The organism is Inquilinus limosus, from assembly GCF_002195995.1.
In the GTDB taxonomy this organism is placed as follows: domain Bacteria; phylum Pseudomonadota; class Alphaproteobacteria; order DSM-16000; family Inquilinaceae; genus Inquilinus; species Inquilinus limosus_C.
Map to the genome: position 1 here is coordinate 43,147 of NZ_NHON01000020.1, position 15,859 is coordinate 59,005.

The 15,859-nt window shown below is 68.8% G+C and carries 14 protein-coding genes; 6 read left to right on the top strand and 8 right to left on the bottom strand.

All coding sequences use genetic code 11. The features are described 5' to 3' along the window. Positions 1 to 136: 136 nt before the first annotated feature. Positions 137 to 1,039, top strand: a complete 903-nt coding sequence (locus BWR60_RS13110; RefSeq protein WP_088151470.1) for a LysR family transcriptional regulator — start codon at positions 137 to 139, stop codon at positions 1,037 to 1,039. 269 nt (positions 1,040 to 1,308) lie between these two features. Here BWR60_RS13110 and BWR60_RS13115 read toward each other — a convergent pair whose 3' ends face one another. From BWR60_RS13115 to BWR60_RS13140, 7 genes are all read right to left on the bottom strand, one after another. Further along, on the bottom strand, positions 1,309 to 1,521 hold the full coding sequence (locus tag BWR60_RS13115; RefSeq protein ID WP_088151471.1) for a type II toxin-antitoxin system HicB family antitoxin: 213 nt from the start codon (positions 1,519 to 1,521) through the stop codon (positions 1,309 to 1,311). Positions 1,522 to 1,531: 10 nt separating this feature from the next. Beyond that, complete coding sequence (locus BWR60_RS13120; RefSeq protein WP_088151472.1) at positions 1,532 to 1,771, bottom strand: hypothetical protein; 240 nt, start codon at positions 1,769 to 1,771, stop codon at positions 1,532 to 1,534. Between the two features lie 35 nt (positions 1,772 to 1,806). Beyond that, positions 1,807 to 5,526 (bottom strand): vitamin B12-dependent ribonucleotide reductase, encoded by a 3,720-nt coding sequence (locus BWR60_RS13125; protein WP_088151473.1) that lies wholly within the window; start codon positions 5,524 to 5,526, stop codon positions 1,807 to 1,809. Positions 5,527 to 5,991: 465 nt separating this feature from the next. Further along, complete coding sequence (locus BWR60_RS13130) at positions 5,992 to 6,462, bottom strand: GNAT family N-acetyltransferase (protein WP_179221750.1); 471 nt, start codon at positions 6,460 to 6,462, stop codon at positions 5,992 to 5,994. A gap of 113 nt (positions 6,463 to 6,575) precedes the next feature. After that, complete coding sequence (locus BWR60_RS13135) at positions 6,576 to 7,058, bottom strand: hypothetical protein (RefSeq protein ID WP_144445613.1); 483 nt, start codon at positions 7,056 to 7,058, stop codon at positions 6,576 to 6,578. A gap of 184 nt (positions 7,059 to 7,242) precedes the next feature. Continuing rightward, the gene (locus BWR60_RS37020) at positions 7,243 to 7,419 is read right to left on the bottom strand and encodes a hypothetical protein (protein WP_179221744.1); all 177 of its coding nucleotides are present in this window, start codon (positions 7,417 to 7,419) and stop codon (positions 7,243 to 7,245) included. Continuing rightward, the gene (locus BWR60_RS13140; protein ID WP_088151476.1) at positions 7,412 to 7,846 is read right to left on the bottom strand and encodes a bleomycin resistance protein; all 435 of its coding nucleotides are present in this window, start codon (positions 7,844 to 7,846) and stop codon (positions 7,412 to 7,414) included. Before BWR60_RS13140 ends, BWR60_RS37020 begins: the two co-directional genes overlap by 8 nt. A gap of 128 nt (positions 7,847 to 7,974) precedes the next feature. Here BWR60_RS13140 and BWR60_RS13145 point away from each other — a divergent pair, with 128 nt between their 5' ends. The 4 genes from BWR60_RS13145 (at position 7,975) to BWR60_RS13160 (ending at position 10,735) form a co-directional block, all read left to right on the top strand. Continuing rightward, positions 7,975 to 8,922: a metallophosphoesterase family protein gene (locus tag BWR60_RS13145; RefSeq protein ID WP_088151477.1), complete on the top strand. Its 948-nt coding sequence runs from the start codon at positions 7,975 to 7,977 to the stop codon at positions 8,920 to 8,922. Positions 8,923 to 8,952: 30 nt separating this feature from the next. Continuing rightward, the gene (locus tag BWR60_RS13150; RefSeq protein WP_088151478.1) at positions 8,953 to 9,288 is read left to right on the top strand and encodes a cupredoxin domain-containing protein; all 336 of its coding nucleotides are present in this window, start codon (positions 8,953 to 8,955) and stop codon (positions 9,286 to 9,288) included. A gap of 104 nt (positions 9,289 to 9,392) precedes the next feature. Next, positions 9,393 to 9,947 (top strand): sigma-70 family RNA polymerase sigma factor, encoded by a 555-nt coding sequence (locus tag BWR60_RS13155; protein ID WP_088151479.1) that lies wholly within the window; start codon positions 9,393 to 9,395, stop codon positions 9,945 to 9,947. Further along, positions 9,944 to 10,735, top strand: a complete 792-nt coding sequence (locus BWR60_RS13160; RefSeq protein WP_088151480.1) for an anti-sigma factor family protein — start codon at positions 9,944 to 9,946, stop codon at positions 10,733 to 10,735. Before BWR60_RS13155 ends, BWR60_RS13160 begins: the two co-directional genes overlap by 4 nt. A gap of 142 nt (positions 10,736 to 10,877) precedes the next feature. On the opposite strand, the gene BWR60_RS13165 is transcribed toward BWR60_RS13160, so the two are convergent. After that, a complete protein-coding gene (locus BWR60_RS13165) occupies positions 10,878 to 11,324 on the bottom strand; it encodes a GNAT family N-acetyltransferase (RefSeq protein WP_343216400.1) in 447 nt (148 codons plus the stop codon). Between the two features lie 91 nt (positions 11,325 to 11,415). Here BWR60_RS13165 and BWR60_RS13170 point away from each other — a divergent pair, with 91 nt between their 5' ends. Next, complete coding sequence (locus BWR60_RS13170) at positions 11,416 to 15,834, top strand: PAS domain-containing protein (RefSeq protein ID WP_088151481.1); 4,419 nt, start codon at positions 11,416 to 11,418, stop codon at positions 15,832 to 15,834. Positions 15,835 to 15,859: the final 25 nt, after the last annotated feature.

A 15,859-nucleotide genomic window follows, 5' to 3' on the forward strand; every position in this document is an offset into this window, starting at 1 on the left:
ATCACAACGGCGACGGAGAGGCGTCCGCTGCCGTGCCCAGAAGCTAGGAGGGCGCGACACCCGGGTTAATCCGCGGTATCCCGAAAGGGTTCTTCAGGTTGAGCGACATAAACCGGGCAGCATCCGGACGAGCCGAATGAGAGCCAGCGGAAACAATGACCTTCGGGCCTTCGTGGCCGTCGCGGAGCAGGCCAGCTTCTCGAAGGCCGCGGAGAAGCTCGGCCTGTCGCCGTCGTCGCTCAGCCAGATCATCCGGACATTGGAGGAGCGCCTCGGCGTCCGGCTGCTGCAGCGCACGACCCGCAGCGTGGCGCTGACCGCGGCCGGCGAGCGGCTGCTGCTGCGCGTCCGCCCCGCGCTCGACGAGCTCGACGCCGCCATCCGCGACACCGGCCATTTCCGTGACCGGCCGGCCGGGCTCGTGCGCATCCGCTGCCTGAGGCTGGCCTTCCGCACCTATGTCGAGCCGATCCTCGCCTCGTTCCATGAAGCCTATCCGGACATCTCGCTCGACATCCTGGTCGACGACGGCATCGTCGATCTCGTGGCCGGCGGCTTCGACCTCGGGTTCACGCTCGGCGAGGTGCTGGAGAAGGACATGGTCGGCGTGAAGCTCGGGCCCGAGATCCGGCAGATCGCGGTAGCCGCGCCGAGCTACATCGCCAGGCATGGCCGGCCGGCAACGCCCAAGGACCTGCATTCCCACACATGCATCCGCTGGCGATGGCCGGGCCGCAGCGCGCCATACAACTGGGAATTCTTCGGCGACGGCGCCTGGTTCGAGGTCGAGGTCGACGGCCCGCTGATCGTCAGCGAGCAGGGAATGGCCATCGATGCGGCCGTCCAGGGGATCGGCATTGCGTTCTGGGTCGAGCATGCCCTGCAGCCGCTGATCGACGACGGGAGGCTGGTTCCGCTGCTGCGCGACTATTCGGCGCCGTTTCCCGGCCTTCATCTCTGCTATCCGCAGCAGCGCCAGATGGCGCCGGCGCTGCGGGCGTTCATCGACTTCGTCAAGGCGAGCGTTGCGAAGGCGTGAGAGTGGGCGGACTCCGGAAGCCGCTGTTCGGCTTCGGTGGCTGCTTCGATATTCCGTTCGATGCTTTCAATCAGAACGGTGGATGAGGCATCTTCGTCGACGCGATAGGTATGGAGTCCTGATTTTTGCACGGCCGGAACAATGATCTCTTTGTATTGTCGATCATATTTTCCGTTATCAAAAGGTTGAATGATAAAACACTTTCGCATACTGGGCTCCAGATAACGCCCCGCCGAGTCGTACTTTAAAGTGATTTAAAGAATGGAAACTTATGCTGCTTTTGATGGCTTTGGTACCGGGCGGCCTTGTTCCTCAGCGGCTTCGATCCAACTGATGATTGCATCAAGGACGTTGGTAATTGCCTCCTGCGGTGTCTGTCCGTCGGACATGCAGCCAGGCAGGTCTGGAACTTCTGCGACAAAGCCACCGCCGTCTTCCTCATCCAGCGGACGCACCGTGAGTAGGTAGTCGGTCGGCTTCACACCGAATCCCTCAAAGCCTCAGGCTGTCGATCAACTCGATCAGTTTCTTAATATAGATCGGCTTGATCGGTCTGCGAACCGGTATCGTCAGGATTTCCGGTCGATTGTGAGCCGAAACTTTGGCATGGCTGCCGCGCGTGGGCATGGAAAAGTCGAGGCCGTGCTGTCGGCACACGGCCTCGACCTCTGCAATTCGCCGATCACGCGAATTGGCACGCAGGGATTCGAGAAGCTTATCCGCGCGCGCCATCCGTTCTTAGAGTTCCTGGACTTTCTTCCGCTTTCTTAACTGCACCCCGTCGTCCCGCCGCAGGTGTCGCATTTCAGGCAGGTGCCGTTCCGCACCAGGGTCATGTTCTGGCATTCGGGGCAGGGATCGCCCTCATAGCCCTTGGCCCGCGCCTCGCGGATCTTGGCCAGGCGGACATCCGCCGTGCCGTTCAGCGCCGCGCTGCGCAGCGGGACCGGTTCCGGCGCCGGCGCCAGGGCGGTGGCGCCCTCGGTGTGCAGCGCCGTCGCCGCCTCGCTCACCAGCTCCTGCATCTCCGTGACCCGGGCCACCGCGACGTCGCGGACGTTGCCGCCCTCGAACACCCGGAAGTTGCCGCGGACGAAGCCGGTCGACGCGACCTTGCGGATCGGCGTCGCCTCGGCCACCGCCGGGGTCTTGCCGTCATCCTTGGTCACGCCCTTGCCGACCGTGTCCGGCGTCAGGTCGTCCGGCGTCGCATGCGCCAGGTCGCTGCGGTCGAGGTAGGAGACCGCCAGCTCGCGGAAGATGTAGTCGATGATCGAGGTCGCCATCTTGATGGCGTCGTTGCCCTGCACCGGGCCCGAGGGCTCGAACCGGGTGAAGGTGAAGGCCTCGACGAACTCCTCCAGCGGCACGCCGTATTGCAGGCCGATCGAGACGGCGATGGCGAAGTTGTTCATCAGGCTGCGGAAGGCGGCGCCTTCCTTGTGCATGTCGATGAAGATCTCGCCCAGCCGCCCGTCATCGTATTCGCCGGTGCGGAGATAGACCTTGTGGCCGCCGACGATCGCCTTCTGGGTGTAGCCCTTGCGGCGATGCGGCAGCTTCCCGCGGATGCCGGTCTTGTCGACGATCCGCTCGATCACCCGCTCGACGATCCGCTCCGCCACCATCGGGGCGCGGGCGCCGGCCGGCGCGTCGATGATGCGCTCGACCAGGCTCTCCTCCTCGTCCTCGGCGTCGTCGTCGAGCAGCGAGGCATTGAGCGGCTGGCTCAGCTTCGAGCCGTCGCGGTAGAGGGCGTTGGCCTTGAGGCAGAGCTGCCAGGACAGGAGATAGGCGTCCTTGCAGTCCTCGACCGTCGCCGCATTCGGCATGTTGATGGTCTTGGAGATGGCGCCCGAGATGAAGGGCTGCGCCGCCGCCATCATGCGGATGTGGCTCTCGACCGACAGGAAGCGCTTGCCGATGCGGCCGCAGGGGTTGGCGCAGTCGAACACCGGCAGATGCTCGTCCTTCAGTTCCGGCGCGCCCTCGAGCGTCATGGCGCCGCAGCACCAGGTGTTCGCCGCCTCGATCTCGGCCCTGGAGAAGCCGAGGAAGGCCAGCAGGTCGAAGGTCACATCGTCCAGCGCCGCCGCCGGCACCTTCAGCGTCCCGGTCAGGAACTCGTCGCCGAGGGTGTAGCGGTTGAACACGAACTTGATGTCGAAGGCCGATTTCAGGCCGAGCTCGACCGCGTCGATCGCGGCCTGGGTGAAGCCCTTCGCCTTCAGCGCGGCCCAGCCCACCGCCGGCGAGGTCTCCAGCGTGCCGTGGCCGACGGCGTAGCGGATGATCGCCTCGATCTGGTCGTCGCTGTAGCCGAGGACGCGCAGCGCCTCCGGCACCACCCGGTTGATGATCTTGAAGTAGCCGCCGCCGGCCAGTTTCTTGAACTTCACCAGGGCGAAGTCGGGCTCGATGCCGGTGGTGTCGCAATCCATCACCAGGCCGATCGTGCCGGTCGGCGCGATCACGGTCGCCTGGGCGTTGCGATAGCCGAAGCTCTCGCCGAGGCCGAGCGCGCGGTCCCAGGCGCGGCGGGCCGCGGCCACCAGCTCCTGGTCCGGGCAGGCATCGGCTTCCAGCGGCACCGGTGCGATCGACAGGCCCTCATAGCCGTCGGCCTCGCCATAGGCGGCGCGGCGGTGGTTGCGGATCACGCGCAGCATGTGCGGCGCGTTCTTGGCGTAGCCGGGGAAGGGGCCGACCGCCTTGGCCATCTCGGCCGAGGTGGCGTAGGCGACGCCGGTCATCAGCGCGGTGATCGCGCCGCAGATCTCGCGGCCCTCGACGCTGTCATAGGACAGGCCGGACGCCATCAGCAGGCCGCCGATATTGGCGTAGCCCAGGCCGAGGGTGCGGAACTCGTAGGACAGGCGGGCGATCTCGCGGCTCGGGAACTGCGCCATCATCACCGCGATCTCGAGGGTGATGGTCCACAGCCGGCAGCCATGCTCGAAGGCCGGCACGTCGAACGACCCGTCGGCGCGGCGGAAGGTCATCAGGTTCAGGGACGCCAGGTTGCAGGCCGTGTCGTCCAGGAACATGTATTCCGAGCACGGGTTCGAGGCGTTGATCCGCCCCGATTCCGGGCAGGTGTGCCACTCGTTGATGGTGGTGTCGAACTGCAGCCCGGGATCGGCCGAGGCCCAGGCGGCGTGGCCGATCTTCTCCCACAGGTCGCGGGCCTTCAGCGTCTTCGCCACCTTGCCGTCGATGCGCCGGATCAGCTGCCACTCGCCATCCTGCTGCACCGCCTCGAGGAAGGTGTTGGTCAGGCGGACCGAGTTGTTCGAGTTCTGGCCGGAGACGGTCAGGTAGGCGTCCGAATCCCAGTCGGTGTCGTAGACCCGGAACTCGATGCCGGTGTAGCCCTGGCGCGCGAAATGGATGACGCGCTGGACATAGTTCTCCGGCAGCATCGCCTTGCGGGCGCCGAGGATGGCGCGCTTCAGCGCCTTGTTCTGCTTCGGATCGAAGCGGTCGCCGGTCTCGGCGTCGGAGGTGCCGTGGCACGCCTCCATCACCTCGTTCAGGTGCTTGCGGGCGAGCTTCGAGCCGGCGACCAGGGCCGCGACCTTCTGCTCCTCGACCACCTTCCAGTCGATATAGGTCTCGATGTCCGGGTGGTCGATGTCGACCGTCACCATCTTGGCGGCGCGTCGGGTGGTGCCGCCGGACTTGATGGCGCCGGCGGCGCGGTCGCCGATCTTGAGGAAGCTCATCAGGCCGGAGGAGCGGCCGCCGCCGGACAGGCGCTCGCCCTCGCCGCGCAGCTTGGAGAAGTTGGAGCCGGTGCCGGAGCCGTATTTGAACAGGCGGGCCTCGCGGACCCACAGGTCCATGATGCCGCCCTCATTCACCAGGTCGTCGGCGACCGACTGGATGAAGCAGGCATGCGGCTGCGGCCGCTCATAGGCGCTGTCGGACAGGCGCGGCTCGCCGGTCTTCTCGTCGACATACCAGTGGCCCTGGGCCGGGCCGTCGATGCCATAGGCCCAGTGCAGGCCGGTGTTGAACCATTGCGGGCTGTTCGGCGCGGCCATCTGCTGCGCCAGCATGAAGCGCATCTCGTCGAAATAGGCGCGGGCGTCGGCGGCCGAATCGAACAGGCCGCCCTTCCAGCCCCAATAGGCCCAGGTGCCGGCCAGCCGGTCGAACACCTGGCTCGCCGTGCGCTCGCTGCCCATACGCTCGGATTCGGGCAGCTCGGCCAGGGCCTTCTCGTCGGGGATGCTGCGCCACAGGAACTCGGGCACGCCCTTCTCGCGGACGCGCTTCAGCCGGGCCGGGACGCCGGCCTTGCGGAAGTACTTCTGGGCCAGGATGTCGGACGCGACCTGGCTCCACTCCGCCGGCACCTCGATGTCGGTCTGGCGGAACACCACCGAGCCGTCCGGATTGCGGATCTCGCTGGTCGCCGACCGGAACTCGATCCCTTCATAGGCGTCGTGCCCCTCGGCCGTGAAACGCCGTTCGATCCGCATGGCCCCCGATCCTCCTTCGTCCGTCGCGCCGCCGCGACCCCCGTCTGATGCCCAATCGGGGACCGCAATCCCCGCGCCGAACTCCACCGGCGACTCGCATCGGCAAGCCGCCACAGATCAGTCAAGGAACCGTCATCCTAAATCAAAAACAAGTATTGTAATTCAGAATTTTGCTCTCTCTGTGGATAACTCAGTGGAAAGATCAGTGAATTTCCAGTGAAGAACTTGCGGATACTTTCCGTGAGCCGCGGAACTCCGCGATTCCCGGAGCCGGGGGCGGAGTCGCATCCGACAGAATCGGGACCGGATCGCCTCTTGTGGCTGGCCCTATCCGTGGGTGGTTCACCGTACCAAGCCCCCACATATTGTGTCAGTTCCGTGGCGTGCGCAAGCGCGGATTTGCGCAACCACAGGTCATTCCGCATGCGGATTCAGCATGGAAATCTGAGGCTTGCCGGAGAATCCTTAGGTTTCAGGGAAGCCGATGAGGAGGTCGGGCAGGCCTTCCTCGTTGTCGGAGCCGTCGCCCTCGCTGAGGATCCGGCCGCCATGCGAGCCGTAGAAGGCGCGGGCGCGGGCGTTGTGGGCGAAGCAGTAGAGCCGCAGGCCGGGGCTGTCGCGCCGGGCCCAGGCCAGCAGCACGGTGCCGATGCCGAGGCGGTGGTGGTCGGGGTGGATGTAGAGCTGGTCCAGCCAGCCATTGTGGAGCGCGGCATAGCCCACGGGCACGCCGTCGCGGCAGGCGATCACCACCCGCGACAGCCGGATGGTGCGCAGCAGGAAGCGGCGGACGGAGGTGCGGCTGTGCAGGTTCGGGATCGCGGCCGACTCGCGGGCCCGGCGGTGGATCGCCGCCAGGGTCCCGGCATCGGCATCCGTGGCCGGCCGCAGCGTCAGCCCGGCCGGTCCGCTCTCGCTTGGGCTCGGGTCGTCCAAGGGGCCCCGCCGAGTCTGACCGAAGATGGCGCGACCATGCGGGCAGGGCCTCAGGGCGTCAAGGCCGGGGCGTCAAGGCCGGGGGTGTCGGGACTCGGACGTCGAGGGCGGGGTCAGCGCCCGCTCTGGATATAGCGGCGGCTGAGATCGCCGGCGGCGGCGACATACCAGGACTCGGCGCTGGCCTGGCCGTCGGCCGCGACGCGGCGCCGGTATTCGGGCATCAGGCTGCCGGCCTGGCCGCCGAGCTCGCGGCCCGCGGCGACGTACCAGGCCTCGGCGGCGGCCTTGCCGTCGGTCGCGACCCGGCGATTGGCCTCCACCAGCAGCGGCGCCATCACCGCGTCCATCACCCGATCCTCGAGCGAGGCGGAAGCCGCCGTTCCGGCGCCGGCCGCATCTCTCTGCCGCCTCTCCTCGTCGCGCTGGCGAGTCTGGCGGTTCATGTCGTCGTAGATGCCCTGGGTGATGTTGCTCTGGATGGTGGAGTTCAACATCTGCGTCGCGCATTCGACGCATTGGGCCCGCGCCGGCGGCGATGCCGCCAAGGCGAGCAAGGCCGTGGCGCCCAGGATTCCGTAACGCGTCCCCGTCATCTCGTCCCTCCCGGCCGGTCACCACAGGGTCGTCCCGAGCCCGATGATCGCCGCCGACAATGGCGAAATGACGGCCGGGCGTCGGATCGAATTCCTGCTGAACCTGTTTAGAACTCCCAACACCGTCATTGCTTCGCTGCGCTCGCAATGACGGTGAGGGCTGGGCATCGTGACAGCCGGTGCGCTATCCGCCGATCCGCTCCAGCAGGGCGCGGCCGCGGGGCGACAGGCGGTAGCCGACCTCCAGGCTCTCGGTCAGGCCCAGCGCCTTCAGCTTGCGGACATCGGCCTTGAACGAGGCGGTGTCGCGGCCGAAGCGGGCGGCGAGATCCGGCGCCCGGGTGGCCGGACACTCAGCCACCTCCGTCCGGAGCCGGCCGCGAGCCGAGATCCTGGCAGAAGCGCAGCAGATAGCCGTCCGGGTCCTGCACGACGAACTGGCGCTGGCCGAGAAGCAGGGAGTCGCGACGGTACCAGCGCTCCTCCAGCGGCAGCAGCAGCGGTGCCCCCGCCGCCAGCACCGCGGCATGGAGCGGGCCGAGATCCGCGGCCGCGATCTGCAGGTTGACGCCGCGGCCATAGGGCGGCTCCAGCGGCCCGGCCAGCCAGGTGCGTGCCGGATCGGCCGGCTGCTCCAGCATCAGGGCCGCGCCCTCGCGCACCAGATAGGCGAAGCGCTCCTCCGGCCGGTCATACAGCAGGGCGAAGCCGAGCACGCCGGTGTAAAAGCGGCGGCTGCGGCCGATCTCCGAGACATAGAGCTCCGGCACGAGCGGCGAGGACGGCATGGCAGGCACCGGCAGTGTTCCGAGGGGCACAGCCTAGCCGAAACAAGGATCGATGTTTCCCGGGAATAAACCCGGCCGGCCTGTGATCTCCCCCAGCGGACGATCCCGTCCGCACAGGAGATTCCGTCATGATGGGTGGCGACAAGGACGAACGGCCGGACGGCATGGACCGCCGCGGCGCCCTGACGTGCATGGTCTGGGCCGGCACCGGCGTGCTGTGGGGGCTGAGCGGCGGCGTGCCGCGCTCGCTCGGCATCGTCGGCGAGGCGATGGCGGCGGAGCCGTCGGGCTTCACCTTCCTGCAGCTCAGCGACAGCCATGTCGGCTTCGACAAGCCGGCGAATCCGAACGCGCTCGGGACCCTGCAGGAGGCGGTGACGCGCATCGGCACCCTGCAGAAGAAGCCCGAATTCCTGATCCACACGGGTGACATCAGCCATCTGTCGAAGCCGAAGGAGTTCGACGACGCCGACCAGGTGATCGGCGGCGCCGGCCTGCCGGTGCACTATGTCCCCGGCGAGCACGACCTGCTCGATGACGAGATGGGCAAGGCCTATCTCGACCGCTACGGCCGCGGCAGCAAGGGCGCCGGCTGGTACAGCTTCGACTCCGACGGCGTGCACTTCATCGGCCTGGTCAACGTCGTCAACCTCAAAGCCGGCGGCCTCGGCAATCTCGGGGACGAGCAGCTCGAATGGCTCGAGGACGACCTGCGCGGCAAGTCGGCCAGCACGCCGATCGTCGTCTTCGCCCATATCCCGCTCTGGCTCGTCTACCAGGATTGGGGCTGGGGGACGGAGGACGGCGCCAAGGCCCTGTCCTACCTGAAGCGCTTCGGCTCGGTCACCGTCCTGAACGGCCATATCCACCAGATCATCCAGAAGGTCGAGGGCAACGTCGTCTTCCACACCGCCATGTCGACCGCCTTCCCCCAGCCGGCGCCGGGCACCGCGCCCTCGGCCGGCCCGATGAAGGTGCCGGACGACCAGCTGCGCAAGGTGCTCGGGACCACCAGCATCGAGGTCCGGCACGGCAGCAAGCACCTCGCGCTGACTGACTCGCCGCTCGCGTCCTGAGCGGATTTTCCCGACATCCGGAGATCGAGAATGAACTTCCTGTTTCCCCGGCGCGCCGCCGCCGGGGTTGCCCTCGCCCTGCTGGTCGGCCTGGGCGCTGCCCAGGCCGCGCCGCAGCCGGTCACCATCAAGATCGACAACTTCACCTTCAGCCCGGCCGAGATCACCGTGCCGGTCGGAACCACCGTCACCTGGACCAATGGCGACGACATCCCGCACACGGTCGTGGCCACGGACAAAAGCTTCCGCTCCAAGGCCCTCGACACCGGTGACAGCTTCACCACCACCCTGGCGAAGCCCGGCACGGTCCAGTATTTCTGCAGCCTGCATCCGCATATGACCGGGCGGATCACCGTGACGCCGTGACCCGCCTCCACCTGATCAGGCCGCTCGACGCCGCGGCGGGGCGGGAGGATGCTCGGCTTCGGGGCGGGTCGCGTCGCGCGGCCCGTCCCGGCGGGGAGACACCGATGCGCGGGACAAAGGATGCGGCGACGCGGTTCCGGGAGACGGTGCTGCCCTGCTTGGACGACGCCTACACCCTGGCCCGCTACCTGACCCGCAGCGCGGCGGATGCGGACGACCTGGTGCAGGAGGCCTTCGCCCGGGCCTTGCGCTATTTCGACGGCTTCAGCGGCGGCGACCCGCGGCCCTGGCTGCTGGCGATCCTGCGCAACTGCTTCTATGCCTGGCTGCGGGCGCGGCGCGCGCAGCAGGGCGAGCCGCTGCCGGACCCGGAGGAGGCGGCGGCCGAGGCCACCGCCGACCCCTGGGGCCAGACGCCGGAGGATCCGGAGGCGGCCTTGATCCGGATCGACGAGGCGGCGGTGGTGCGCGCCCTGGTCGAGGCGCTGCCGGAACCGTTCCGCGAGGTGCTGGTGCTGCGGGAGATGAGCGACCTGTCCTATCAGCAGATCGCCGAGGTGACGGAGGTGCCGATCGGCACGGTGATGTCGCGGCTGGCCCGGGCCCGGCTGCTGGTGAAGCGCGCCTGGCTGGCCCGCCAGGAGGAGGAGGCGCCATGAGCTGCCCCGACAAATCGGTCCTGCTGCACGGCATGCTGGACGGCGAGTTGGATGTCGTCGGCGCCCTGGCCTTCGAGGCGCATCTGAAGGAATGCCCCGCCTGCGCCGCGGAGTACCGGCGGCAGCAGGCCATCCGCGCGGCGCTGCGCCGGCCGGAGATGCGCGACCGCGCCCCCGACGCGCTGCGCCGCAAGCTCGAGGCGGCGCTGCAGTCCCCTGCGGTGCCCTGGTGGCGGCGCCTGCTCGGCGACTGGCGCCTGGGTGGGGCCCTGGGCGGGGTGGGCGCGGCGGCGCTGGCCATGGCGCTGCTGCTGGTGCTGGTCCTGCCGCGCGGCGGCGACGACCTGGCCCGGCAGCTGGTCGACAGCCATGTCCGGTCGCTGCTGGCCGAGCACCTGGTCGACGTGCCGTCCTCCGACCGCCACACGGTCAAGCCCTGGTTCGTCGGCAAGATCGACGCCGCCCCGCCGGTGGTCGACCTTGCGGCGCAGGGCTTCCCGCTGGCGGGCGGGCGGCTCGACTATCTCGACCGCCGGGTGGTGGCGGCGCTGGTCTACCGCCATGGTGGCGGGCACGTCGTCAACCTGTTCGTCTGGCCGAACCCGGGCGCCGCCGACAGTGCCCCGGCGGCGGAGACGGAGGAGGGGTACCGCCTGCTGCACTGGGTGCGGTCGGGACTGGAGTTCTGGGCGGTGGCCGATATCGACCTGTCCGAGCTGCAGGCCTTCCAGGCGGCGTATCAGCAGGGCGCGGCGGCGCAGGGTGCGGCGCAGCCGGTCCAGCCCTAGACACTGAAGAGCTAGTCTTTCAGATCGGCCCTCCGGCCTCTTTTCGTCATGGCGAGGCGCGAAGCGCCGTGGCCATCCAGGGGCCGATCTGAAAGACTAGCTCTTCAGTGTCTAGGGCATTCGGGTCGCTGGTACGAGGCCTTCACAGCTCCAGCTTCATGCCCTCATGGCTGGCGACGAAGCCGAGCCGGGCATAGAAGCGGTGGGCGTCGGGCCGGCGCTTGTCGGTGGTCAGCTGCACCAGGGCGCAGCCGCGCGAACGGGCCCGGGCGATGGCCCATTCCATCATCGCCCGGCCGGCGCCCCGGCCCCGCAGCGCCGAGTCGATGCGCACGGATTCGATCTGCGCCCGCCAGGCGCCGCGGCGTGACAGGCCGGGTATGAAGCTGAGCTGGAAGCAGCCGACCACCCGCCCGTCCAGTTCGGCCACCACCATCTCGTGGTTCGGGTCGGCGGCGATCGCGGCGAAGGCGGCCTGGTAGGGCGCCTCGACCGCCGCCTCGCGGTTCTTGCCCAGCGGGTCGTCCGCCAGCAGCCGCAGGATCGCGGGCAGGTCGCCGGCCTCCGCCGGCCGCATCGTCACATCCATCATCCGCTCCGGAATTCCGTCATTCGCGAGATCGGCTTATCGTGAGGCCGTGCCTTTTACGAGTGCCCCGGCCGCCGAGCATTGATGTCACATGAACGATAGTCCAGGGCGGAGCCCAGGCGCCCCCGTCCTTCCCGGCAGCGTCGCCCTGCTGCGCCGGGTCATCGACCAGGCGGCGGTCAGCATGGCGATCGCGGGGGCGGACGGACGCTGCCTGTATGTCAACGCCGCCTTCTGCGCCATGTTCGGCTACCGCGCCGAGGAGTGCATCGGCCGCACCGTCGACGACATCGTCCATCCCGACGACCGCGCGGCGGTGCAGGCCGGCCTCGAGGCGCTGCGGCGTGGGGACATCGAGACCCCGCGGGCCGAGCGGCGCTACGTCCGGAAGACCGGCGAGGTCTTCTGGGGCATGGTCACCGCCTCCGCCCTGCGCGATGCGGCCGGCGCCCCGCCGGGTCATTACCTGCTGCAGATCATCGACATCGGACCGCAGAAGCAGGCTGAGGCGGCGCTCAGCGCGTCCGAGGAACGCTGGAACCACGCCCTGCAGGGGTCCCGCCAGGTGGTCTGGGACTTCCACGTGCCGACCGGCATGGTCTGGGTATCGCCGCAATGGCAGGAGCTGCTGGGCCTGCCGGAGGAGGAGCGGGTCCACCACATCAGCCTGTGGCTGAGCAAGATGCATCCCGACGACCGCGACCGGGTGGCCGAGGCGACCGAGCGGGTGCGAAGCCGGGGCGACGCCGAGTTCGACGCGGTCTACCGGCTTCGGCACCACGTCACCGGGCGATGGATCTCGGTGCTCAGCCGCGGCCGGGTGGTCGAGCGCGCCGCCGATGGCAGCATCCAGCGGATGATCGGCACGATCGTCGATATCTCCCGCGAGAAGGAGATCGAGGCGCAGCTGGCCGAGGTGACCGAACGGCTGCAGGTCGCGATCGAGGCCGGCGGGGTCGGCATCTACGAGCTGGATTTCGCCACCGGCCGCTACCGTTGGGACGAGCGGATGCACGGCCTGTACGGCCTGCCCTGGGGCGGCTTTGACGGCACGCTGGACGGGTGGCTGCGGCTGATCCATCCCGACGACATCCCGCATGCGATGCGGCAATACGAGATCGCGCTGCAGGAGACCTCGCTCTACCAGGCCGATTACCGGATCCTGCACCGCCTCTCGGGCGGGATCCGGCATGTCCGCTCGCTGGCCCGGGTGATCCGGGCCTCCGACGGCACGCCGCTGCGCGCGGTCGGCACCAACTGGGACATCACCGACCACAAGCAGGCGGAGGCCCGCCAATCCGCCCTGAACGAGCGGCTGGAGGTCGCGCTGGACGCCGGCGGGGTCGGCATCTTCGAGGTCGATTTCACCACCGGCGAACGCCTCTGGGACGATCGGACCTACGAGCTGCACGGGACGACGCGGGACGGCTTTGACCGCACGCCCGACGGCTTCCGCCATCTGCTGCCGCCGGAGGATGTGGTGCGGGTCACCGACATCCATGAGGCCGCGGAACGCGATCAGGTCCCGCAGTACCGCGTCGATTACCGGGTCCTGCACCAGGCCTCGGGCACGACCCGCCATATCCGCGCTTCGATCCGGCTGACCTACGCGCCCGACGGCACCCTGCTGCGTGGCCTGGGCGCCTGCTGGGACATCACCGAGGATGTCGAGCGCAGCAGGCAGCTGCGCGAGACCCTGGCGCTGCTGCAGGCAGTGATGAACGGGACGCCCGACCTGATCTACGTCAAGGACCTCCACAGCCGCTATCTGTTGGTCAACCCTGCGGTCGAGACGGTCATGGCCCGGGCCGGGATCGAGATCATCGGCCGGTCCGATGCCGAGATCTTCCCGCCCGAGACCGCGCGGGCGCTGGTCGAGAACGACCGCCGCGTGCTCGAGGGCGGCGAGGCCCTCACCACCGAGGAGACCGCGGTGGTCGCCGGAACCGCCCGGACCTACTCCTCGGCGAAGGTGCCGCTGCGGGACGAGCGCGGCGTCATCATCGGCCTGATCGGCACCTCGCGCGACCTGACCGAGGTGAAGTCGGCCGAGGCCGCCCTGCGCCGCAGCGAGGCGCGCTGGCAGTTCGCGCTCGACGGCGCCGGCGACGGCATCTGGGACTGGGATATCGACACCGGCCGCGTCTTCTACTCGCCGCAGTGGAAGGCGATGCTGGGCTATCGGGATGACGAGGTCGGAGTCACCGTCGGCGACTGGTCGGAACGGGTGCATCCGGAGGATCTGCCGCGCTGCTGGGCGATCATCAACGATCACCTGGCCGGCCGGTCGCCCGATTTCGTGCTCGAGCACCGGATGCGGACCAGGGACGGCTCCTGGCGCTGGATCCTCGACCGCGGCAAGGTCGTCGAGCGCGATGGGGACCGCCGGGCGCGGCGCATCATCGGCACCCACACCGACATCACCGAGCGCAAGCAGGGCGAGGATGCGATCCGTGCGCTGAACCAGCGCCTGCAACTGGCGATCGAGGGGGCCGGAGCGGGTATCTTCGAGCTCGACTTCGCGGCCGGGCACTACAGCTGGGACGACCAGATGCATGCGCTCTACGAAGTCGCGCCGGGCGACTATGACGGGACGCTGGAGGCGTGGCTCGGCTATCTTCATCCCGACGATGTGCCGCGGGTGATGCGCGGCTATGACGAGGCCGTCGAGCGCACCTCGCTGTTCAGCATGGATTTCCGCATCCGGCGGCAGCGGTCCGGCGCCATCCGCCACATCCGGTCGCTGGCGCGGGTGATCCGCCATCCCGACGGCCGGCCGAACCATGCGGTCGGGATGAACTGGGACATCACCGACCATGTCGAGCTGGCCGAGGCGCTGTTCGAGGAGAAGGAGCGGCTGCGGGTCACGCTGCACTCGATCGGCGACGCGGTGGTCTCGACCGACTCGCTGGCCCGCGTCACCTTCATGAACCCGGCCGCCGAGCAGATGACCGGCTGGTCGGCGGAGGAGGCGATGGGCCGCCCCCTGTACCAGGTCTTCCGCCTGATCGACGAGGCTGGCCACGCCGTGCCCGACCCCGTCGAATCCTGCCTGGCCCGGATGCAGCCCTACTATCTCGACACAGACGTCATCCTGCTGGCGCGGGGCGGGGAGCGGCGCCACATCCGGGATTCGGCGGCGCCGGTGCGCACCGCCTCGGGCGAGGTGATCGGCGCGGTGCTGGTGTTCCAGGACGTCACCCGCGATCGCACGCTGCAGCAGGCCCTGGCCCATTCCGCCACCCATGACAGCCTGACCGGCCTGCCCAACCGCGTCGCCTTCGAGCGGGCGCTGCGCGAGGCCTGCGACCAGTCGCGCCGGGACGGGCGGCGGCATGTGCTGTGCTTCATGGACCTCGACCGCTTCAAGATCGTCAATGACGGCGCCGGCCACGCCGCCGGTGACGCGCTGCTGCGCGACGTCGCCAACCTGCTGCGCCGCCACAGCCGCGGCCGGGACCTGGTCGCCCGCCTCGGCGGCGACGAGTTCGCCATGCTGCTGCGCGACTGCTCGGTCGATGACGGCGTCACCATCGCCCGCCAGTTCATCCGCGCGGTGGCCGAGCTGCGCTTCACCTGGGACGACAAGTCCTATCAGATCGGCGCCAGCGTCGGCCTGACCGCGGTCACCGCCGACGGGACCCGGGCGGATGAGCTGCTGAGCCAGGCGGACGTCGCCTGCTACACCGCCAAGACGGCCGGCCGCAGCCAGGTCTCGGTCTATGGCGGCGACGGCAGCGCGGCCCAGCGCCACCGGCGCGAGATCCAGGTCGCCGCCGGCATCCGCGACGCGATCGAGGCCGACCGGTTCCGCCTGTTCGCGCAGGAGATCCGCGACCTCCGGCCCGGGCACGCCGCGGCGCGGCATGTCGAGATCCTGCTGCGGATGCAGGACGACAAGGGACAGATGGTCGAGCCGTCGGGATTCATCCCCGCCTCGGAACGGTACGACCTGATGGGCAACATCGACCGCTGGGTGATCCGCACCGCGCTGCACGGCTACGGCCCGCAGCTGCGGGCGGCGCCGGGCCTGTCGATCGGCATCAACCTGTCGGCCAACACGCTGGACGACCCGTTCCTGTGGCCATTCCTGAAGGAGGAGCTGGCGGCCTCGGGGCTGAATCCCGGCCGGCTGCATTTCGAGATCACCGAGACCGCGGTGATCAACAACCTGGCGGCGGCGAGCCGTTTCGTCGCCAAGGTGCGCGCCGCCGGCTGCGCGGTGGTGCTGGACGATTTCGGCAGCGGCCTCAGCTCCTTCGCCTATCTGCGGCAGTTCCCGGTCGACGGGCTGAAGATCGACGGCGGCTTCATCCGGCAGATCACCACCAGCGCGGTCGACCGGGTGATCGTCGAATCGATCAATGCGATCGGCCACCGCCTCGGCACCGTCACCGTGGCCGAGCAGGTCGAGGATGAGGAAACCCTGGCGCTGGTGCGGGCCATGGGGATCGACCAGGCGCAGGGCTTCGCCGTCGGCCGGCCTCGGCCGCTGGACGCCCTGTTTTAAGATTTCCCAACGAATTCCGGGGTGT

Excerpts from the sequence above, each read along its gene's own strand:
- BWR60_RS13110 (WP_088151470.1), top strand. The coding sequence starts at position 137 with ATGAGAGCCAGCGGAAACAATGACCTTCGGGCCTTCGTGGCCGTCGCG.
- BWR60_RS13120 (WP_088151472.1), bottom strand. The coding sequence starts at position 1,771 with ATGGCGCGCGCGGATAAGCTTCTCGAATCCCTGCGTGCCAATTCGCGT.
- BWR60_RS13125 (WP_088151473.1), bottom strand. The coding sequence starts at position 5,526 with ATGCGGATCGAACGGCGTTTCACGGCCGAGGGGCACGACGCCTATGAA.
- BWR60_RS13135 (WP_144445613.1), bottom strand. The coding sequence starts at position 7,058 with ATGACGGGGACGCGTTACGGAATCCTGGGCGCCACGGCCTTGCTCGCC.
- BWR60_RS13140 (WP_088151476.1), bottom strand. The coding sequence starts at position 7,846 with ATGCCGTCCTCGCCGCTCGTGCCGGAGCTCTATGTCTCGGAGATCGGC.
- BWR60_RS13145 (WP_088151477.1), top strand. The coding sequence starts at position 7,975 with ATGATGGGTGGCGACAAGGACGAACGGCCGGACGGCATGGACCGCCGC.
- BWR60_RS13150 (WP_088151478.1), top strand. The coding sequence starts at position 8,953 with ATGAACTTCCTGTTTCCCCGGCGCGCCGCCGCCGGGGTTGCCCTCGCC.
- BWR60_RS13155 (WP_088151479.1), top strand. The coding sequence starts at position 9,393 with ATGCGCGGGACAAAGGATGCGGCGACGCGGTTCCGGGAGACGGTGCTG.
- BWR60_RS13160 (WP_088151480.1), top strand. The coding sequence starts at position 9,944 with ATGAGCTGCCCCGACAAATCGGTCCTGCTGCACGGCATGCTGGACGGC.
- BWR60_RS13165 (WP_343216400.1), bottom strand. The coding sequence starts at position 11,324 with ATGGATGTGACGATGCGGCCGGCGGAGGCCGGCGACCTGCCCGCGATC.
- BWR60_RS13170 (WP_088151481.1), top strand. The coding sequence starts at position 11,416 with ATGAACGATAGTCCAGGGCGGAGCCCAGGCGCCCCCGTCCTTCCCGGC.